Annotated in this window: 3 protein-coding genes; all 3 read right to left on the minus strand. The window is 74.7% G+C overall.

The window, feature by feature from the left end; translation table 11 throughout:
• Positions 1–53 precede the first annotated feature (53 nt).
• Genes ACVV2G_RS09805 through ACVV2G_RS09815 form a run of 3 tightly spaced genes read right to left on the minus strand, consistent with a single transcriptional unit; the run spans position 54 to position 22,333 of the window.
• Positions 54–629 (minus strand): type VII secretion system-associated protein, encoded by a 576-nt coding sequence (locus ACVV2G_RS09805; RefSeq protein ID WP_453842228.1) that lies wholly within the window; start codon positions 627–629, stop codon positions 54–56.
• Positions 626–21,985 (minus strand): lonely Cys domain-containing protein, encoded by a 21,360-nt coding sequence (locus ACVV2G_RS09810; RefSeq protein ID WP_453842229.1) that lies wholly within the window; start codon positions 21,983–21,985, stop codon positions 626–628. The genes ACVV2G_RS09805 and ACVV2G_RS09810 overlap by 4 nt, the downstream gene beginning before the upstream one ends.
• Positions 21,986–22,333: a GCIP family protein gene (locus ACVV2G_RS09815; protein ID WP_453842230.1), complete on the minus strand. Its 348-nt coding sequence runs from the start codon at positions 22,331–22,333 to the stop codon at positions 21,986–21,988.
• Position 22,334: the final 1 nt, after the last annotated feature.

Genomic DNA, 22,334 nt, shown 5'->3' on the forward strand with positions numbered 1-22,334 from the left:
CGCCTTCGGCCGGGGCGACGCCTTCGGCCGGGGCGACGCCTCCGCGCCCCCGGCTAGGAAAGGTGCGCCCGGAGCTGCCCGGGCTCCAGCACGGTGCCCGCGGGGCCGGCCGGGTTGACGTAGAACGCGTGGCCGGGCGGCAGGCGGTCCAGGAGGGACGGGACGGTGACGTGAGTGAAGGCGAGGCCGCCGACGCCGTCGAGGTGGGGCGGGGCGGTGAAGACCGGGACCACGCGCCTGCCGTCCCGCACCGCGGCGGTCACCGGCGTACCGTCCGGCAGGGTGAGCACCGCCACCTCGGCGGTGGCCAGGGCGCGCAGCGCGTCCTCGACCGGTCCGTAACCGGTGACGGCGAGCTGGAGGGCCGCGTCGACGTCGTCCGTGGGCTCGGGCCAGCCCTGCGCCTCCGGGGAGGGGCGGTACGCCTCGTTGTCCTCCCACTCCTCGATCTCGCCACTCGCTCCGGTGCGCCAGCGGCCGACCACGACGCGGTCGGGCGGCACGCCCTCGCCGTCCCAGCCGGGGTCGACCATGCTGATCCAGTGGTCCGGCGCGAGCCGTGCGGCCGCGACGATGTCCTCGGGCGGCGTGGGCATCGCCGCCGGGTTGCGCTCGTTCACCCTGTTCACTGCCGTTCGGCCTCCCAGTCGTCCGCCTGCTTCGTCCATCCGTTGCTCGGGCCGGTGGCCCCGAGGGGCGGCAGGCCGAGGTCCTCCCGGAGCCGGGCGGCGAGGCGCGCGACCGTCCGGGGGTCCGTCGTCTTTGCCGCGAGGAGGAGGGCGAGCCGGCGCACGGCGTCGCGGTACTCCGGCCCGGCGTAGCGCCAGTCGGCGAGCGCGGACTCCGGTTCGCCGGGCAGGAGCAGCCCGAGGGCGGTGTACCAGGTCCGGGCGGTACGCGTGTCCGGGGCCGCGCTCTCGAACCGCGTGAACGCCGCGTGCCAGGTCCGGCGGGACACCGCGGACGCGACGGTGTCGAGGGCGTCCGGCCAGAGGCCGGGGCGGGCCAACAGCAACCGCACCTGGTCGAGCGGTGCCAGTCCGCTGCCCCGCACGCCTCCGCCGAGTTGTGCCTCGACGTCCATTCCGGGCGTGATCCCGACACCCGCGTCCCTCAGTGCGGCCAGGGTGACGGTCTCGGTGCCGGAGAGCCCCGGCGGGCTGCCGGGCAGATCCTCCGCCCGCACCTGCCCGGCGATCCACCGGCGTCGGGCTTCCTCGGACGGCGGCGCCTGAGACGGGGGCACCTCGGACGGGAGCCCGTCGGACGGCGGCGCCTGGGGCGGCAGCGCCTCGGACGACGGCCCCCCAGACGGGAGCGCCTCAGACGGGAGCCCCTCGGGCGACGGCGCCTCGGACGGGAGCCCTTCGGACGACGGCGCCTCGGACGGGAGCCCCTCGGACGACGGCGCCTCGGACGGGAGCCCCTCGGACGACGGCCCCTCGGACGGGAGCCCCTCGGACGACGGCCCCTCGGGCAGGGGGCCGTCGCCGGCCGTGAGGACGTCGGGGGCGGGGCCGGAGGGCTGGGCCGCAAGCGCGGGCGGAACGGTCCGTGACCAGTGCGCTCCCGTGTCGTCCTGGGGCGAGGTCAGTACGAGGAGACTCTCGGCCACCGCCGGCCGCCGGTCGAGGAGCCTCAGGGGCCGCGCCGGCAGCCACACCGTCCGGGCGGCCCCCGTCCGGGCGGCGATCGCCTCGGCCAGGCCGGCGTCTCCCGTCCCCGCCCCGACGGGGACGACCGCGACGTCCCGGTCCAGCCCGGCCAGGACGGGATCGTGGGAGAGCAGTACGGCGATCTCGTCGTAGGGCACCGCCCGGGTGGTGCCGTCCGGCCAGGGCATGTCGACCCGCCCCGGGGTGGTGCCGCTCAGGTCCAGCAGATAGCCGCCGGGATGGGTGCTCCTCCCCGCGCCCTTCCGGTGCCAGGGGGCCATGGCCCCGCGGTTGCCGTTCAGTCCGCCGTCGGGGGAGATGACGTAGCGGTCCGCCCACAAGGGGCTCGGGGCGGGCCTTCCCGACCAGCCGCGGCCGGTCCGCGTCCCGTGCACGGACGTGAGGAGGGTGCGGTCGTCCAGCGCGCCGTTGCGTTCGAGGTCGTACGCCGCGAGCACGGTGGGATCGTGGGCGTCGCGGCCCAGAGCCGCCGCCTCGGCCGCCGTCCGCAGGAGGTCCGCCCGCAGGGTCTCGTCCGGCGGATGCCCGCCGGTGCCCAGGTGGAGCACCTTCCTCGTCAGGGCGTCGGGGTCGGGATGGTGCTCCACGCTCTCCACGGCCTGGACCGTGGCCCACAGCGCGTTCTGCCGGTGGACGGCGGTGACGGGCTCCGAGGCGCGCAGCCCCAGCACCAGGCGGGCCCACCGGTCCGGACCGTGCTGTCCGATCACCTCGCGGGCCCGGTCCACGGAGGGCAGGGGGGTGAAGTCGGACAGCGCGGCGCGGGGGTCGGTGGCCAGCCGCGCCGACGCCGCTTCGAGCATCGTCCGTACGGCCTCGGGGTCCGGTGGCGCGGGCCGGGCGCCGGGGTCGGCCGTCAGGCCGTGGTGCGCGCGGGTGACCCGGTCGAGCAGGCCGAGCGTCAGCTCCCCGTACTCCCGCAGGCTCTCGTCCCCGCGGCGCATGACCTCCAGGGCGCCGATGCCGCGCAGCAGCCGGCGGTACCTGCCGGCCGGGTCGTCGGCGTCGCTCTCCACGTCGGCACCGAACGTCGCCCGGAGGGCGCGCACCAGTCGCAGCGCCGTGTCCCGGGCCGTGTCCGGGGGAAGGTCCGGGGGCGTCCCGAGACCGGCCCGCGCGGCCAGGGCGTCGAGTTCCTCCGGGGCAGGTTCGGGACGCAGCTTCACCCAGTCCACCGGGTCGTTCGCCGGCGTGGTGGGGATGCCGTGGTCGTAGAGCTTCCCGTGCGCGTAGCGGCTCCAGTGCTCCCTGTTCGGGGCGTAGACGTCGCGTCGTGTCGCGTTGGAGACGTCCTGGGCCGCCGACGTGACGGCGAGCGGGTCGGGATCGAACGGGCGGCTCCGCTTCAAGGCGGTGGCGGTGTGGCCTTCCGGGCCGCTCCCCCAGCAGGACAGGAACACGAGAGGCGTGTCCTGGTCCAGCCGCGTCACGCTGCGGCGCCGCCGGAGGTAGCCGCCGGTTTCCGTGCCCCGGACCGGGACACTGTTCTGGAACATCCGCTCGACCATGAGGGTCTGCCCCGGCAGGCCGTGGACCAGGAAGAAGTAGGGCTGCCGGCCCTTCCACGGCACCGGCCGGGGACTCCCGACCGGCTCACCGGTGACCGGGTCGTAGACGGACCACTGCGTCGACCGGGTCAGTTGCCCAAGCAACGGCTCGCGCCGGAGCAGGTCCGAGCCGTCGACCACCGCGCGGCCGACGGGCCGGCCCTCGTCGGTGAGGGTGACCGACATGACCTCCGTGTCGCGGAGGGTTCTGCCGTCGACGGTGCGCAGGACGCCCTCGTCGGTTCCGGGCCGTCCCTCGTCCGGTCCCAGGTCGCCGGGTTCACTGGCGATCCACTCGCCCACCGGCTCGCCCATCGACTCGCCCGTCTCGTCGTCGAAGGCGCGGTCGTCGGTCACCTCGATGCGGTGCCGGCCGGTACCGGGGGGCGGCTTCAGGGCGACCTCGCCGCTGTGCGCCCACAGCGTCCTTCCGGACCGGGCCGCGGCCCTGCGCGGCAGGTCCAGTCCCATGGCACCGGCGTTCGGTGCGACGAGCACCACCTCGGCGTCATCCTCACGACCCGTCAGTTGCGCGTCCTGGGCGAGCAGTTCGGCGAACTCCTCCGGCGACAGCCGCCACCGCTTGCTGCGGTCCGGCAGGGTCAGCCCGACCTTCGTGTGGTCTCCGTCCTTCGTCCCGATCACGTACGGGAGGGGTGCGCCGGGCCGACGGGCCCACGGCGGCGGCTGGGGGGTGCGTCCGCCGCCGTCCACCACGTCGTACGAGGAGACGTCGATGTCCCCGGCGGGCCGGCCCGTCCAGTTCCGGCCCAGCGGGGTGGTGCCGTCCGGTGCGGTCAGCCGGGTGGCGTCGGACAGCAGGCCCTGCCTGCCCAGGTGGTAGGCGGTCAGCGACACCCTGCTGGTCGCCCGGCCGGCCGCGACGGCGTCGTCCACCAGCTCGTACAACCTGCGTACGCGGCTGGTCAGGTCGTCGGCGTCGAAGCGCACCGGCGCGGGGGCGGTGTCCGTGGACTCGCCGTCCGAGTCGCCGTCCGTGGACTCGCCGTCCGAGCCGTCGTCCGAGTCCTCGTCCGTGTCGGGGTCGTCGTCGGGGTTGTCGTCGAGGTGCAGGAGGGCCGTGGCGAGCCGGTCCGGGCCGGTGAAGTAGTCCGCGCGGCCGAAGTCCTCCGGACTCAGTTCCGCCAGCCGGGCGACCGCCCCCGACAGCGGGGAGCGGTCGACCGTGATGACCGCCTGTCGCCGTGCCGCCCTCCCGCTGGTGCCGTCGACCGGACCGACGGCACCGAGGTCCCGGCCGCCGCTCTCCGTGGTGATCGGGAAGTCCTCGGCCCGGACCGTGCCGCCGCGTACGTCGGCGACGTCGCGCACGGCCCCCTCGTTCGCCTCCAGGTGCCGTCGGATCTCGTCGAGGAGGAGGGCCCGCACGGCCTCCGCCCGTTGCCGGCCGACCGTCCCGGCGTGCTCGACGGCGTCACCGGACAGCGCGAAGCGCGGGCCGTTGCTGTAACCGGTGACCGTGATCCGGGGGATACGGAGACCGGCCCGGAGGTCCCGCAGACCGGACACCACCACCTGCCCGGCCAGGTCGGCGAGCCGGCGGCGCTGGTCCGGATCGGTGACCTCCCGGTGACGGTGCTCGAAGGCGATCCGGGACCGGGCCGGGGGAAGTTGCGGCGCGGCGGGCTCGGCGGGCACTCCGTCGCCCTCCACCACCGCCGTGCTCCCGGCCGCGTCGTCGACGGCGGCGTCGCGCGGGGCGTCCTGGGCCCCGGCTTCCGGCCGGGGCGCCGGGGCGGCCGTGTCCCGCTCCCCGGACGGCGTGGCGGGGCCCAGTGCCATCGCCCGCACCGCCTCCGGCCCCGGGCCGGTCTCCGGCGGAGCCGGGGGTGCGGGTACGGCCGCGGCGGTCTTCACCTGGTCGGTCCGGACGACGACGCCCAGCCGGGCGCTGAACAGGGCCGCCACGTTGGTCAGCCACTCGGCGGCTTCCGCGGCGTCCAGGTCCGGGCGGACCGTCTCGCTCATGTAGCGCCCCGACTTGTCGTTCACCACCCAGGAACCCCGCGCCGCGCTCCAGCGGAACTCGCCGGACACCCGGCTGCGGCCCGGCAGCGTCCGGCCGGCCGTCTCCCCGCCGTCGGTGAAACCGGCGGCGATGCCGGTGTGGCCCAGGCCGTCCAGCGACGTGCGCAGCTCCTCCGCCGTCAGTTCGGGGGTCTTCTCCCGCATCCCCGCCAGCAGCGCGTCGAACTGCTCCGGCGTGATGATCCCGCTCAGGTCCTCCGTGCCCAGCACCACCCGCCCGTCATCGGTGACCGTGTACAGCCATACCGCGTCCCGGTCTCCGGTGACCAGCAGGTCCGGATCGACCTCGTCCAGCGGCACCCACAGGGGGTTCAGCCGTACGTCGCCGTCTTGGTCCCGCTCCTCCGCCTTGATCCGCTTCGGCAGGACCGGGCCGCCGAACCGGTCGCGGGGGCCGGCGTCACTGCCGTCGTAGTGGTTGCCGCCGTCGTAGTAAACCTCCGCCTGCCGGGTGGCGTCGTCCGGTCCGGCACTGCTGACCCGCCGGGCGCCCGAGGGAAGCGCCCGCACCACGTCGACCCGCAGACCGAACACGTGTGCGAGGAGGGGCAGGAAGATCTCCCCCGCCGGGGTCCACCAGCGCCGCTCCCAGTGGGCGACGGCGTCCAGGAGCACGGGCAGTTCCGTGTCGTCCAACGGCGCGGTGCTCTGGGGGTAGACAGTGGCGAGCAGACGGGACAGCGCGCGGTCGTCGAGGTCCTCGGGCACCGGCAGCAGGCCGTGCTCCTCCAGGTACTCGAACATCCCGCGCGGACCCAGCTCCTCGGCCTCCGCCTCCACGACGGCCCGGGCGTCCCGGGCGTCCCCCGAGGAGTCGCCCGGGCCGGCGGGCCACGACTCCACGCGGGCGTCGACGTACCGCCTGAGCAGTCCGGCGGGATCGAGGGCCTCGGGGACGGGGACGTGCCGGACGCCGTGGTGGGCGAGGAGGGCGAGCATCTCGGCCCGGTCCATCTCCCGGACGCGTGCGGCGAAGGCGTCGGTGACCGTCTGCCGGAACTGGCCGACGACCTGCGGATGCAGCCGCCCCGCGGTGCGGCCCACGTAGTTTTCCACGTGGGACCGCATGGCCCGGAGCACGGCCTGTGCGGGTCCGGCCGGAAGCCCGCCGGTCCCGGTGCGGAGCGCGCTCAGACGGTGCAGTTCGGCGTGTACGGCGTCGGGGTCGCCGAGGAAGTCGTACGCGGCCCGGTCGGTGGCGGCCAGACCGCCCAGACGGCTGCGGAGGTGCACGGGGTCGCCGGCCATGAAGGAGTACAGGAGACACTCGCCCGTGCCGGGCACCGGCACCCGGCGGCCTCTCGGCCGTCCGTCGGCGCTCCGCGGCCCGGCGTCCTTCCCGCCGCCGTCGCCTTGGGGCGGAACGGGCGGAACAGGCGGAACGGGCGAAAGGAGCGGCAGGGGCGGAAGGAGCGGCAGGGGCGGAAGGAGCGGGACATCCGACGCCTCGGACCCCGGCTCCGGCACCTTGGGCCCCGTCTCCGGCGCCTTCGCCTCCGGCTCCGGGGCTTTCACCTCCGGTACTGGTGCCTTCACCTCTGCTTCCGGGAACAGCGTGCCCCCCGGCGGCAGCGACGACAGGGGCAGGACACCCGACGCCTCGGACCCCGGCTCCGGCACCTTGGGCCCCGGCTCCGGTTCCGGTTCCGGTTCCGGAAGCAGCGTGTCCCCCGGCGGTGGTGCCGGAAGGGGCGGGGCGGGCGGGACGCCCGACGCCTCGGACCCCGGCTCCGGCGCCTTCGCCTCCGGTACCGGAGGCCGCGTGCCCTCCGGCGACAGCGCACCCCGCGGCTGCGGCATGGCCGGTTCGTAGTGGCGGTCGTCGAGGCTCAGCACCACGTGCGCACCGGAGGGCGCGGACGTCCCGGCGAGGGCCCGGAGGCCGTCGGCGCCCGCCGGGTCCTCGGGGGCGAAGACCTGGAAGCCGCCGTCGCTCCTGACCACCGTGACGCGCACGCCGAAGGTCCGGGCGGCGAGCAGCGGGAGCAGGTCCGACGCGGCGTGGTTCCAGCCGGCCTCGGACGGGGCGTCGCCCCGGCGGAGGAGCTGGGCGATCGCCAGTTCGGCCCGTGTTTCGGGCGTCAGGCCGACGGCGTGCGGGATCAGACCGCCGAGGCCGTCGAACTCACGGCGTGCGGGCGTGTCGGTTCCCAGGTCCAGGCCCGCCGCGGCGATCTCCTCCGCGCTGAAGGCGTCGGTGTCGTCGGGGACGACGACGGCCAGCAGGTCCTCGTCGGCCTGGTCGGTGAGCCAGGAGGCCATTCTGCGACGCAGATCGTACGCCACCCGCGGGCCGGCGAGGTCGATCCCCTCCGCGGCCGCCAGCCCCGGAGCGGCGTGTTCGAGGGCCTGGGCGAGTGCGTGGAAGAAGGCGTCCCCGTCCCTCGGTACCTCCTGGAGCGTGTAGGTCTCGTTGTCGGGAGACGTGAGGACGGTGCCCGGTCCCTCCCCGGTCCTGGTGTAGCGGAGCGGGGCCGGGGGCGGGGCGGCGGGCGTCTTGGGCGGGGCCCGATGGGTCACCGGGGGCGGCTCGGCGAGACCGTCCAGCTCCTCGCGGCCCTCCTCGGTGGCCGCCAGCCGGTGCCAGCGGGTGAGCTGGTCTGCCCCTGCCCGCACCCGGTGGTACTCCACCGCGGCCCGCTCGGCGGTGGCGTCGAGCGCGTCCAGTTCGGCGCGCCGGGTGTCGAAGGCGTCGCGTGCCGCGTCCCGCCGGGCGGTGGCCGCGTCGGCGTCCCGGCCGGGCGCTCTCGCGGACAGCAGGGCCGCGTCGAGCCGCGTGTCGGCCCGCGCCTTCTCGGCGCGCGCCGTCTCCAGCAGCGCGTCGGCCGCCTTGCGCCGGGCCTCGGCCGCCGCCGTCGCCTCGGCCAGGCGGGCCAGGGCGGCTTCCCGGTCGTCCCGCAGGACGTCCGCCCAGCCGTCGTGCTCGGGTGCGGCGCCGTCCTCGTTGGCGGCGAGCGCGTCGACGTCCGCCCGCGCGGCGGCCACGGCCTCGTCCGCGAGGCCGTGGGCCCGGCGCGCGTCGCTCTCGGCCTGCCGCAGGGCGGTGTCCGCGGCGTCGACGCCGGCCCGGGCCCGGTCGACCGGGCGGGCCGCGGCACGGGCGACCCGAGCGGCTTCGTCGAGGGCGGCCTGCGCGGCGTCGAGGGCGGTGCGCAGGCCGCCGGAGGCACGCCGCTTCTTCCAGTAGGCCTTGTCGGCGTCGACCCACGCCTTGCTCGCGCTCTCGACCGCGTCCCACGCCTTCGCGACGCGTTCGGGGAAGTTCGTGTCGGTGATGATCCGCAGGTCGCGGGCGACGTCCTCCCGGATCCAGGTGACGACGTACGCCTCGGACTCCATCGCCTGCGGACCCGACCGGGCCTTGGCGAAGGTCCCGCCCCGGATCCGGTTCGCGAGCCTGGAGTCCAGGATGCCTCGGTGCACGTCGCCGACGCCGATCCAGGTGGCCGGGACGGCGAACAGGAAGGACCGGCCCGTCTTGGGCTTGAGGTTGCGGGAGGTCAGGTGGTCGTCCCCGACCGGCATGATGTCACCGTCGAGGTCGTTGGGGCCGGGGCCGAAGACGCCGATCTGGTTGAGGCCCGCGTTGTTGGGCGAGTCGTACAGGAAGCCGCCGCCGAAGCTCGAGGACTGGCTGTGCTCGACGGACGACGACGTGCCGGCGTTGTCCCCGTACCGCCTGAGCACCTCCAGCTTCTTGCCGTCGGCGACCGTCAGCAGCAGCGCGCGGCTGAAGTCGGGCGCCGAGCGCAGCGTCAGCCGTCCGGTGTCGGTGCCCACGAGGGACTTCTCGGTCAGCCCCGCCACCTGGTAGCCGTCCGGTTCGGTGGTGCGCGGGAAGAACGCCGTGACCGCCGTGGAGCTGGTGCCGTCCTCCAGCGCCTGCGCCGAGCCGGTGCCGAGGCGGGTCAGCCCGGTCTCCCTGGTCCGGCGCAGGAGATCGGTGAGGGCGTCGTCGTCGGGACCGTCCTCGGCCTCCAGTGCCCGGAGGGAGAAGCCGACGTCGTAGGCCTTGGTGAGGAGGAGGTCGCCGGCCATGCGGATGTTCTCGATACCGATGATCCCGCGCGGGTGCATGCCGTTCTCGGGGAAGGCGAACGGTCGCGTGACGCCGTCCCCGTCCCGGACCGTCAGTTTCCCCTCCACCCCGGAGAGCGGCACCGGGCGGGGCGGACCGGCCAGGGCGGGGTCGGCCGCCGGGTCGGGCGCGGGCAGCAGCCGGCCGGCCCCGGAGGTACCGGTCCCGTCCGCCCCCGTCGGTGACGGCGCCGGCTCCATCAGGCTGAGCGGCACGTGCTCGCGCAGCTCGCCGACGTCGTCCTCCTCGACGATGGTCAGCCGGCCCCGGAAGCGGTCGAGGGCCGTGGACTCCGCCTCTTCCAGGTCCGGGTCGGCCGGCGCGCCGGTGTTGGGGGTGTCGTCGGCCTCCAGGGTGATGCGCATCCGGTACGGGGTGACGACCTCCGCGTGCGGTTCGGTGGACGCCGCCCGGTAGATGGTGACGGTGGTGACCGTGTGACTCGACGCGACCGTCTTCCGGTTGGAGCCGCCCTCGGTGTACGTGGGTCCGGCGGCCGGGACCTGGGGGTTGCCGGTGTACACCATCTGGCTGGTCAGGAAGCCCAGGTCCGCGCCGGCCGAGAACTCGGAGTTCTGCTGGGCGGTCTCGATCGCCCGCCGGTTCTCCTCCAGTTCGGCGCTGTGGTCGAGTCCGTCGAACACGGGCGTCCCGGGGATCAGTTCGACGCGTGCCCGCACCCGCCGGCTGCCGATCCGGACGCTGTCCCAGCCCCAGCCGCCGGCCTTGACCAGGGTCGACGGACCGGTGGTCGTCATCTCCCCCTTGAGCGCCCGGGTGGCACGGCCCGTCACCAGCTGCCGGATCCGCTCCCGGCTCTCGTCGTCGAGCCCCAGCTTCCCGATCCGCTTGTCGAACGCGAGCAGCACGTCCGTGGGGTCCAGCGCGTTCACCGCGTACGTGCCGAAGGCGGCGCCGCGCATCCAGGGCTGCGGTGTCCAGACCTGAGTCGTGTAACGGGGGATGTCGCCCAGCCCGTCGTCGATCAGCCGCATCCGGTGGGCGCTCTTCTCCGGCAGATGCCCCAGCAGACCGCCCGGGCTGGTCAGTGCGGTCCCCGCGGCCCCGGCGAGGGAACGCGGCACGAGGGCGCTGCCCGCCGCGGCCGTTCCGGTGCGGCCGGTGCCCAGCCGGCTGGAGAACAGCGCGAACCAGTGCTGCACATCGCCGGCCACGAGCACCTGGTGGGTGAAGCCCTTGCGGTTCATGTCCGCGACGACGGTGCGGACGACGCTGAGACTGTGCGTGCCGCTCCTCGAGACGGGGTTGGCGACGATTCCGTACGCGCCCATGAGTCCGTGTCCCGGATTCTGGGCGACGGAGTAGATCAGCTGGCCGCCGAAGACGAAGCTGGTGCTGTTGCTGGTCTTGCCGGCCGCCTGGCGGGTGCCGCCGAGCGTCATCTCGGTGTCCATGGACATCGGCGGGGTGAGGGCGCGCAGGTTCCCGACCGTCGTGGTGTACCGGAAGGTTCCCCACAGCTCACCGTACGGCCCCTTGCCCAGCAGGCCGCTGCCCACCAGGCCCAGCGGCCCCGAACTCTGGTCGAAGCTCGACGTCAGGTACTGGGGGGTGAAGGTGCGGACGATGGCGTCCCGGGTGGGGGCGCCCTCCTTCACCATCTGCCAGGCGCTGCCCGACGCCGTCCGCAGGACCCGGTCCACCTCCTCGGTCAGCGTGGGCGACAGCACCACGTTCACGATGACGAACGGGTGCTGCCGGAACTCCTTGAACTGCGGTGTCCCGCGGTCGGCGAGCCGTCCGGCGGGCTGCTGCGGGCCGGGGCCTGCGGGCAGGACGAGGTCGCCACTCGCCAGTGCGAGGGCCCGCTCGGTGGTCATGGACGTCGGTGCGGGCTCGTCGGACAGGTACGGGTTGAGCGCCCCGTCCGCGTACGGGTCCGCCTCGGGCGTGTGCTGTACGGGGACACCGATGAGCACCTGCCCGGTCATCGGGCCGCCGCCCCGCAGGTGGCCCCGCGGCGTCCGGCCGAAGAGCACGTTGACCGGCTCGTCCAGCACCAGCAGCCCCGGCAGCCCGAGGCCGAGACCGCGGATCAGGCCGCGGGGCCGCCAGTAGCCGCTCAGGCTCGCGATGAGGGCGAGGTCGTAGCGGTACAGGTGGGTGGGCTGGTTGGTCACCGACATCGGTTCGTTGGTGACCGTCGAGCCGAAGGTGGTCTCCGTCTCCCACTGCCAGCCCCCGCGTGCGCCCAGGGTCAGCCCGAGCGTGTTCCGGCGCAGGCCCGCCAGCTCGTCGACATTGTTGTCACGGCCCGAGAACGTGCCCTCGAAGCCCAGCTCCAGGCCTCGTTTCGCGCCCGCCTGGCCGTCGAGCCGGTCGATGCCCTGGGCGCTGAAGCGCATGCCCTCGTCGACGTCCTTGCCCTCGTAGCGGCGCCCGGTCAGGGACCCGTGCACGCGGAGGGTGTAGTAGGTCGTCCCGACGGAGTCGGGGTCCGTGAGCCTGACCGGCAGGCCGACCGTGGTGAGCGCCTCCAGGTTCGCGGTGACGCTCTGCTGGGACAGCACACCGAGGATCTGCAGGGTGTTCTGGAGCGCGATCCGGTACTTGACGGGATCGGTCCACCGGGACGGCATGGGCAGGCTCTGGGCCGCCTGGAGCACCTGGTCGGGCTTGCGCCCCAGCAGGTCGTTGAAGCGGGTGCGCCAGCCCTTCGGCAGGTTCGGCGGCAGCAGCTGGTCGAGGGGCACCACCAGGTCCTGGTTCAGATTCGAGACGGCGTCGACCACGCCGTCCGCGAACTGGTCCAGCAGGGTGCGGCCGACGCCGTCCGCCGCGTCCGGGGTGACCCGGGTGCGCCGGCCGTCGTCGAAGGTGAACTCCTTCACCCGGTGCATGCCCAGGGTGCGCGGGCGGTCCACGGTCAGATAGGCGGGGACGAACGGCGGTGCGGCGCCGTTGCGCAGGGCGAGTGTGGTCCCGTCGTCCCATCCGGCCAGCCGCCGTGCCTCGGAGCTGGTCATCCGGTCCAGGCTCCAGGTGAGGAAGCGCGTCGGCGGCGCGTTGTCACCGGCCCGCCGCACCCGCACCGACTTCACGACCAGGTAGAGGGCGGTCTTGGGGCCCTTCACCTGTCCGGCCGACTTGAGGGTGCCGGCCGCGCCGAGTCCGACCGACCAGGTCTTCGCGTACGAGTACTGGGCGGTCGGCCCGAACTGGAGCCGCAGGTCGAAGGGGGCCGTGCCGGGGTCGAAGAAGTTGAAGGCGGGTCCGGCGACGGCCTGCAGCAGCAGGTTCCTGCCGTTGGCCCGGCTCCGCTCACTGCGGACCGTCGAGGTGTTGATGTCCCGCATCTCGGCCTGGTCGGTCTCGCCGACGAGGATCGCCGTCCGCGGGATCAGCTCCTCCACGACGAAGACGCCCAGCGGTGACTTCTTCTTGTCGTCGGCGAACAGCGGCGGGGTGGTGATGCGGCCGCGCGCCATCGTGCCGCCGTGCCGCTGGAAGCTGTCGCCGGAGAAGAAGATGTCCAGCTCGGTGTAGGCGGAGCTGCCGGGGAGGGCTCCGATCTGCCGGGCCGCCCAGTCGCGGATCGCCGCGACGGGGCCGAACCCCTCGATACGGACGAAGCGGTACTGGGAGTTGCGGTCCAGGTCGATGGAGCGGGGGATCCGGCCCGGCTTCGGGATCTTCGTCACGCTGTCGGGCAGGCGGACCAGGAGGCCCTTTCGGACGCCGAAGGAGAACCGGGCGGGCACGGCCCGGTCGGTCCTGGGATCGGGGGCGGTGCCGGGCTCGGGGTCGATGCCCGTGACGACCCGTCCGGCAGGGTCGGTGACGCGGATCTCGTAGTGGATGTCGTCCAGGAACGCCCGCGACTTGTCCAGCGTCCGGGTCTCCATCTGGTTCATGCGCTGGTCGGTCAGGGTGTAGCCGACCTTGTTGATGAAGCCGAACCGCAGGGCGAGACGGCCGAAGCCGCCGAACGCCGCGGTGCCCGCCGGGCCGATCGGTCCACCGAGGCCGTACTGGGAGTTGGCCTGCATGTTCTTGGTCAGCCCGAAGGTCGCGGCCGCCCGGTGCATGCTGTCGATCTTCGTCGAGTCGCCGATGCCGTCGTCGAACGGGGCCCAGTTGCCGTAGTGACGCGCTCTGACCCACAGGACGCGCGCCCTTCCGTCCGCGTTGACGTACGGGAAGGGGCGCCCCTCGCCGTCCGCCAGCGTCTTCGGCTTGTCCCGGAGCGTCTGCCGGATGTCGTCCAGCAGCTTCGTGTCGTCCGCGGGCCGGGCGTCCGGCCTGCGCCCCAGTTCGCGGTCGATGGCGTCCAGGGCCTGTTCGGGGCCGCGCAGGACGACCGTGCTCTGACCGAACGTGCCTGGATTGGCGAGGAGTTGTTCGATCTCTGCGGTGGTCAGGCCGGGCGGCAGCAGCGACGGGAGGTCGTCGACGTACGCGGGCATCCGCCGGCCGTCCTGGAACCGGGCCGGGGCGCGACGCCTCGGTGGGGGCGCCATGGCGGGGTCGAGGCGCGGGGCGTCAGGAGACGGCGGGTCCGGCTCGGTGGTCGGCGTGACGAGGGCCGTCGTCGGGTCCGGCTCCGGGGGCGGAGGCGGGCCGGGAGGAGCGCCGGTTTCGCCCCCGGTCGTGACCGTGGTGGGCGACAGGCGGGCGTCCGCCGGGGACGCGGCGGCCGGCCGGACGGCCGACCAGTCGTCGGCCTGCTGGCGCCGGCCGTCCGCCATGGGCAGCAGGGAGAGGACGTGCGGCAGCGACGGGGCGCTCTGCGCGAGCAGGCCCACGGGCCCCGGCGAGGTCCACACACCGCGGCCGGTCCCGGCGCCGACGAGGGCCCGCCGGTCGGTGGCCTGCGGGTCCGTCGGGGTCGGGGTGGGGGCCGTGGAGGCGAGGACGATGTCGGCCGTGCGCGGGAAGCCGTTCAGCGCCGGGTCCACCGCGAGCAGTTCGGCGATCTCCTCGTAGGGAACCTTGGCGCGGAATCCGCCGGGCAGCTCCATGGTGAGGTGGTCAGGACCGGCCTCGCCCCGCACCAGGAACGGGGCGGGCTCGGCGGTGCCGGTGGTCCACGGCATCTTCGCCCGGCGCAGCGGACGGTGGCCGCCGTCCGGTGTCGCCGCCATGACGAGGGCGGCGTCGACGTCCACCGCCGCACCCGGTGGACCGGGTGTCCAGCTCCGGCCGGCCGGGGCGTCCGAGTCGTCGAGCAGCAGGGTGTCCGGCGCGAGGGCGCCCAGGGTCTCCAGGTGGAACGCGCCCAGCGCGACCGGGTCGTCCACGTCGACGCCGACGGCCGCCGCGCGCGCCACCAGGTCCAGGAGGTCGGACAGCCGGGACGGGTCCGGCCGGTCCAGGTGCAGCACCCTGCCGGTGAGGGCGCCCGGGTCGGGGGTCCTGCTCTCCCACTCCAGGGTCTTCACGGTCGCCCAGAAGAACCGGGCCCGCTCGGGCGGCCCGATGGCCACCCGGTCCGGGTCCAGCCCCAGGAACCGGGCGGCCTCGTCGTTCACTTCCTCGTCCGTGAGGCCGTCCAGTCCCTCGGCCACGGTGGTCACGTGCGGCAGGGTCACGAAGTCGGTGAGCACGGCGCCGGGGTCCCGGCGCACGGCGTCGGCGGCCCTGGCCAGCAGGTCCCGGTAGGCGTCGGGTCCCGGCTCGCCGTCCACCTCGCCGTGTTCCGTCGCGCGGATCTCGCGGGCCGCGCGCTCGAACAGGTCCATGGAGAAGGGCACGGTGTCGCGCAGCGCCGGGCCGGCGGCGCGCAGGGACTCCAGCGCGCCGATCCCCGCGAGGAGTTCGCCGTAGCGGCCGTCGTCCTCGATCGCCGCCCCGAACGTCAGCCGCAGCGCGCGCACCAGCCGCAGCGTCCGCTCGCGGACCTCCTCCGAAGCCGGTCCCACCGGGTCGGTGTGCAGGCCCGCCGCGCGGGCGCGGTCGTCGAGCGCGGCGTCGCCGGGTTCCGGCCGGTGCTCCACCCACTGGCCCTGCCGGCCCCGTGAGTCCGTGAGGATGTAGTGGGAGACCCGGCCGTCCTTCCCGTACTTGAAGCCGACCTCCTGGGTCGGGCCGTAGACGGTCCGGCCGGTCTCGTCGGCCGCTTGCTGGCTCTGGCTGACGACGGCCAGCGGGTCGGGGACGAAGACGTCCGTGACCAGTCTGCGCGTGCGGGTGACGCCCGGCGGTGTCGCGGCGAAACACTCCTGCATCACGATGGCGTGGTCCTTGGGGAGCCGCGCCAGGCTCGGACGGCGCCTGAGCACGCCGCCCGCCGCCCGCTCCCCTTTTCGGTGGCGGGGGTTCGCCCGGGTCGGCAGCGCCGTCTCGCCGGGCCGGCCGTGCGCGGCGAAGACGTACACCGGCTTGCCGGCGAACGGGACGGGCCGGTCGTCCTTGGTCCAGGTCCCGTCCTGCCGGTCGACGTGGTAGAGCTCGGTCGCCGTCGCCGAGTGCCGGATCCCCGGCAGCAGTCGCACGCGTTCGCCGTCCTCGAACACGGCCCTGCCGATCGGCCCCCGGTCGGTGACGATGGTGTGGGACCGCAGGTCCTGTTCCCAGAAGGGGGCGCGGGCGGACTCCGCGGGGTCTGGCAGCAGGCCGGGGGAGCTGCGGATCCAGTCGGTGCGGTCACTGCCCCGGCCGCTCCGCAGGGGCACGACGTACGGGTGGGAGGCGTTGTCGTCCGGGCCTTCGGCGATGTCCACGTCCCCGTCGGCCGCCCAGACGTCCCTGCCGGTCCGGTCCGCCGCCCGCCGCGGCAGCTCCAGGCCTCCTCCGCCGGCGTCGGAGACGAGCAGCAGCACCGGCACGTCCGCCGGGAGTCCGCTCAACTCGGTGTCGAGGGCCATCAGTTCGGCGAACACGTCGAGGGGCACCTCGCGCGGGGCACCGTCGTGGCCGCGTACGACGACATGGTCGCGGTCGCCGTCCGCCCGCACGACGTACGGTTCCGGGCCGCCGGGCCGGTGCCAGGGCGCGGTCCCCACCTCGTCGCGTGACAGGGTGCCGTCGGCCCGGGGGCCGGTCCTTCCCGTACGGGTGAGGTCCAGGTCGTCGAGCGCGCCCTTGCCCCGCGTCCAGTCGCGGCCGCGAGGGCGCCCGTCGAGGCCGGTGGTCATGGCGTGGGTGGGTGACAGCACGCCCTGGCGCAGGAGGTGGAGCGCAGCGAGGGCGGCCAGACCGCCCGCCGTCCGTGCCGCCTGTGCCGTGGCCAGCCCCAGCAGTCGGCTGCGCTGCACGTTGCTCACCGGATCGGCGGGGTCCAGGAGCAGCACCCGGCGGGCCACGGCGTCCAGGTCGAGCGGGCCGGATTCCAGCAGGGGGTCGTTCCGGCGGAGCCGGTCGAGGCGCGCGAGCCCTTCGCGGATGTCCGGGTACAGGGGGCTCGACATGACGTCGGGGCCGTAGATGTCCGCCAGCACTCCCCGGTGCCGGACCTCCTCCGGGGTCGGTTCCGCCGCCCGGTCCCCGCCCACGCCGTCGTCCCGGCGGTCCGGCAACGGGGTGTCGAAGCCGTCCAGCACGCCGTCCAGGTTCGGCAGCGGCGTGTCGAGCCCTCCGACCGGTCCGGGATCGAGGAGGTCGGCGAGCGCGGCGGGCGGCTCGGACGGGACCTCGGTCCCGTGGCGGTCCGCGAAGGTGACGTCGTCCACCCCGGTGTCGCCGGTGCCGGGCGCGGTCAGGTCGCCGGGCCGGACGGCGGCCCAGTCGGCCGCCGCGGGACGCCCCGGCGCGCTGGGCAGGAGGGAGGGGACGTACGGCCGTGACGGCCCGGTCGGGGCCAGGCTCACGCTGCCCTGCGAGGCCCATACGGTACGGCCGGTCCCGGCGCTGACGACGGCCCGCGGATCGGTGTCCGGGGTGCCACCGCCGACCGGTCCGGTGGCTGCCGCCGGGGCCGCCTTCGGGACGGCCAGGACGACGTCCGTGGTGTCCTGCGGGCGGGTGTTGAGCACCGGGTCGCGGGCCAGCAGCTCGGCGACCTCGTCGTAGGGGACCCGGGCGCGGAAGCCGCCGGGCAGGGTCATGAGGAGGTGGTCCCGGCCGCCGCCCGCCCACACCAGGTAGGCCGGTGACCTGCCTGGGGCGCTCCATGGCGGGCGTTCCTGGCCCACGGCCCGGTAGCCGCCGCCCTGCTGCGGGGCGGCGACGACGACACGGTCGGTGAGCGTGGTCGTGGCCGCGTCCGGCGGGGACGGGGACCAGCGCCGTCCGGTCGGCACGCCGCCCGGGTCGAGCAGCCGGGTCTGCGGCGCGAGGGCGCCCAGGGTCTCCAGGTGGAACGCGCCCAGCTCGGTCGGGTTGTCCACGTCGACGCCGACGGCCGCCGCCTGGGCGACCAGGTCGAGCAGTTCGGGCCGCCGGGCCGGGTCGGGCCGGTCCAGGTGCAGGATCCTGCCGGTGAGGGCGTCCGGGTCGGGGGTCCGGCTCTCCCACTCCAGGGCCTTCACCGTCGCCCAGAACAGCCGGGCCCGCTCGGCGTCCCCGACGGCCGCCGGGCCGTCGGGGAGCCGCAGGACGCGGGCGGCCTCGGTGTCCAGGTCCTGGTCCGGGAGACCGCCGAGACGCCGTGCGGCGGCGGTGACGTGGGGCAGGGCGACGAAGTCGGAGAGTACGGTGTCCGGCCGCCCGCGCACGGTGTCGGCGGCCCGGACGAGCAGGTCGCGGTAGGCGTCGGGGCCCCGGTCGCCCGGCCGGCCCGCGTGGGCCGCGCGTTCGAACAGGTCCATGGAGAACGGGCCGAGCTCGCGCAGGACCGGGTCGGCCGCCCGCATGGTGTCCAGCGCGCCGATCCCGGCGAGGAGGTCGCCGTACCGGCTGTCGTCCTCGATCGCCGCGCCGAAGGCCAGCCGCAGCGCGCGGACCAGGCGCAGGGCCCGTTCGCGGGTGGCGTCCGTGACCGGCAGCGCGGGGTCCGGGTGCAGGCCCGCCGCGCGGGCGCGGTCGTCGAGCAGAGCACCGGCGGGCTCCGGCCGGTGCTCCACCCACCTGCCGCGCCGTCCCCGGGAGTCCGTGTAGAGGCGGTGGACGAACGTGCCGTCCGGCAGCGTCGCGAAACTGACCATGCGGGTGCCGCCGTAGGTCGTGCGCCCGGTCTCGTTGGCGACGTGCTGGCTCTCGCCGACCACCGCCAGCGGGTCGGGGACGAACGTGTCGTCGATGCCCCTGCGGGTGCGGACCACGCCCGGCGGTTCGGCGCTGGAGCACGCCTCCATCAGCACGGCGTGGTCCTGGGGGAGCTGTGCCAGGCTCGGACGCCGCTTGAGCATCCCGCCGGTCTCCCGCCGCCGGGTGTGGTGCCTGGGGTCCGTCGTGGTCGGCACCCGGGTCGTGCCGGGCCGGGCGTGGGCGCCGAAGACGTACACGGGCTTGCCGGCGAACGGGACGGGCTGGTCGTCCTTGACCGACTCCCCGGTGGCCGGGTCGTAGTGCCACAACTCCGACGACTCCGTCGCGAGCCGCAGCGCCGCGATCCGGCGCGGTGCCTCGGAGTCCTCGAACACGCCTCGGCCGATGGTGGTGCCCCCCTCGCCGACGATGCTGTGCGACCGCACCTCGCGCTCCCAGGCCGGGGCGTTCCGCAGCTCCGCCGGGTCGGGCACCTGGCCGGGGGTGCTGCGGATCCAGTCGGCGCGGGGCAGCCCCTCCCCGTACAGCAGGGAGACGACGTACGGCTGCGACGGGTCGCGTTGCGGGGAGATCTTCACGGTGCCGTTGGCCGACCAGACGTCCCTGCCGACCCGGTCCGCCGCCTGGCGCGGGAGATCGAGCCCGCGCGCGCCGGCGTCGGGGACGAGCAGCACCACGGGGGTGTCCGGGGGCAGTGCGGCGAGCCGGGGGTCACGGGCCAGCAGTTCGGCGAAGACGTCGAGGGGGACCTGACGCGGAGCGCCGTCGTAGCCGCGTACCACGATCCGTTCGTGGTCGCCCTGCGCCATCACCACGTAGGGCTCCGGTCCGCCGGGCCGGTGCCAGGGCGCGGGCTCCAGGTCACCGCGGACCAGGGCGCCGTCGGGCTGCCGGGCCACCTTCCCCACCTCGGCGAGGTCGAGGCCGGGGGGCGTGGTGTTCGTCCAGTTGCGGCCCAGCACGCCGCCGTCGTCGTCGGTCAGCGCCTGGGTGAGGGACAGTGCGCCGCGGAGTTCGAGGTGGAAGGCGGACAGGGCGGCGAGGCTGCTTGCGGATTCCACCGCCGGGTCCATCGCCACCCGGAACAGCTCGCTGCGCTGCGCGTCGGTCACCGGTTGGGCGGTGTCCAGGAGCAGCACCCGGCGGGTCACGGCATCCAGGTCGAGCGGGCCGTCGCGGAGCGCGGGAACGACCTGCCGGAGCTGGTCGAGCTGGGCGAGGGTGTCACGGAGGGCGGGCTGGAGGTGATGCGTCGCGATGCCGGGGCCGAACACGTCCGTCAGCAGCCGGTCGTACAGCGCCTCGGTGGCCGGGTCCGGCTCCGGGGACGTCCCGAGGCGCGACTCGGAATCGGACTCGGACTCGGACTGGAACTCGGGCCCGGGCTCGAACTCGGGCTCGGGCTCGGGCTCGGGCTGGAACTCGGACCCGGGCTGGGCCTTGGCCCCGGAACCGGATTCGGACTCGGGCACGCGCTGGAACTCGGACCCGGCCCCGGACCCGGTCCCGGACCCGGACTCGGGCTGGAACTCGGACCCGGGCTCGAACTCGGGCTCGAACTCGGACCCGGGCTCGGGCGCATCCTGGTCTTCCTCCCAGTCCATGATCATGTCGACCGAGTCGGGGGAACCGGGCTCCGACGGGTCGCCGGTCGGGGTGCCGGCCGGCGCCCGGGAACTGAGCGGCGTCTCGTCGAAGGCGACGGGGTGGGTGGCCGGCGTCCCGCGGGGGACGGCCGGGGCCGGCTGCTCCGCCGTCCCCCGTGGGACGCCGGTGGTGGCCGGCAGGTCCTCGGACTCGGTGCGGACCGGCCGGTGGGGCTGCGGGACGTCGGGCGTCGCCCGGGTCTCGTCGCCCGGCACCACGGAGGCCGGGCGGGGCTGCGCGGGCACCTCGGGCGAGGGAGTGCGGAGGTCGTCCGGGGTGGTGGCCGTACCCGGGGCGGGCGGCCCGGCGGTGTCCGTCGGGTCGTCGGAGGAGGTGGTCTGCGGCCGTGGCTGCGAGCCGGCGTGTGGTGCGGCCTGGCCCGGGGGCGCGGTGGCCGGCGGGTTGAGGGCGGACAGGACGGTGGCGGTGTCCGGGGTGTCCGCGGAGGAGTCCCGGTAGGGGGTCTCGTACCCGTTCGGCACGGGGGCGGGGTACGACGGCTGGACCCCGTCCGCCGTCCCCGGGCGCCCGTACGCGCCGGTGGGGGTGCCGGCGCCGAGGGCCGCGCCGTGGACCGGGAGGGGCGGGACGGCGGAGACAGGCGAGACGTCGCCGGAGCCGGTGCTCTCGCCGAGGAACGGCGCGGTGTCGCCCGTGTCGCCGGCGGAGAGGACGGGGCCGTTGCCGTACGTGCCGTCGAGAGGGTTCCCGTACGTGTCGCGGTCCGCGTGCGTGCCGAGGTCCGCGTACGCGCCGCCTCGGTCCACGTACGTGTCGCTGTACGTGTCGCTGTACGCGTCGCCGTAGGTGTCCCGGTACGGGCTGCCGTCGTCGTACGGGTTCGCGTACCGGTTCCCGGACCCGTACCGGTCGGTGCGTCCGCTCCTGTCACCGTCCGGGTCTCCGCCGCCCGGCACGCCGTTGACGCCGTCCCGGCCGAAGAGGCCCCGGAAGAACGCGTCGTTGAGCCACTTCCCGCCGTACTCCGCGGCGGTCGAGGCCGCTTCGAAGAGGAGGCCGCTGAGTCCGGCGCTCACGAACGTGCTGGGATTGAGCGTGAACGTGCCCAGGAAGATCAGGCCGGTGAAGGCCTCGGCGAAGGTTTCCGCCTGCCCCTCGTTGATGAAACCGAGCGGAAGGTCGGAGAGTTCCTTCCACGTACGGTCGTTCTTGACGATGTTCCTCACGATCGGGTCGCTGAACTGCGAGAACACGCCTCCGAAGAGTCCCGCGAAGGCACCGGCGACCGCCGACTGGCCGATGTCCTTCCAGTCGAACCTGTCGCGCCGGCGCTCGGGGTCGTCCGGCGCGGTCATGGAGATCAGCTGCGCGGCGAACGAGACGAACGCCTCCTGGATCGCCTCCAGCAGCGCCGACAACGGCGTGGGGACGGCGCGTCCCAGCCGCTGGAGGAGCAGCAGGATGGTGAGCGCGGTGCGCGCCTTCTGGATAACGATCTCGGTGAGCGACGTACCGCCCGTGAAGACGGCCAGCGCGGCGATGAGGGCCAGCTCGATGTTCATCAGGATGAACTCGAGGAGGATCTGGTACTTCGCCTCGGACAGCTTGATGGAGCGGTCCACCTGCCGGGCGCCGATGTCCCGCAGTTCGTCGGAGAACTTCTGCAGGTGGTTCTGGCCGTTGTCGTCGACGAAGAGCCTCATCGCGGCGACGAACTCGTCGGCGATCCGCGGCGGGAGCGAGTTCCCGGCGGTGGAGATCGCTCCCTTCATCGCGTCGGACAGGTCCCTGACGTCGTCCGCCAGCCGCTTGTAGGGGTTGCGGCTGTCGAAGCCCCGGTCCTCGTTGCCGGTGGCGACGTTCGCGCCCACCCAGACCTCGATGAACTCCCGCAGGCCGGGCGGGAACATGATGGCCATTCAGCGCCTGTTCTCGCTCTCGGAGCCCTGCGCCTCGATGTCGTCCAGCGCCTGGGTCTGCGGTCGCTGCACATGGTCGGCCTCGGCGGCGACCGCGTCGACGAGTGCCAGGAAACCGCTGGTGATGGACGTGACCGTGTCCGCCACCTGCTGCTGCTCGCGCCGGACCTGCTCACCGACCGCGTTGGCGAACTCGTCGTCGCCGCCCTCATCGCCCCACCAGCCCTCGTACGCCGCGCAGCCGGTCTCGAACCGGGGCAGCATCTCGTCGCCGTGGCGCACCGCGTCCGCGAGGTACCTGGAACCCTGCAGGATCGCCTGGATGTCGGCGGAGTAGTTGCCGGCCATG

Source organism: Streptomyces sp. JK94 (assembly GCF_053613315.1).

Excerpts from the sequence above, each read along its gene's own strand:
- ACVV2G_RS09810 (WP_453842229.1), bottom strand. The coding sequence starts at position 21,985 with ATGGCCATCATGTTCCCGCCCGGCCTGCGGGAGTTCATCGAGGTCTGG.
- ACVV2G_RS09815 (WP_453842230.1), bottom strand. The coding sequence starts at position 22,333 with ATGGCCGGCAACTACTCCGCCGACATCCAGGCGATCCTGCAGGGTTCC.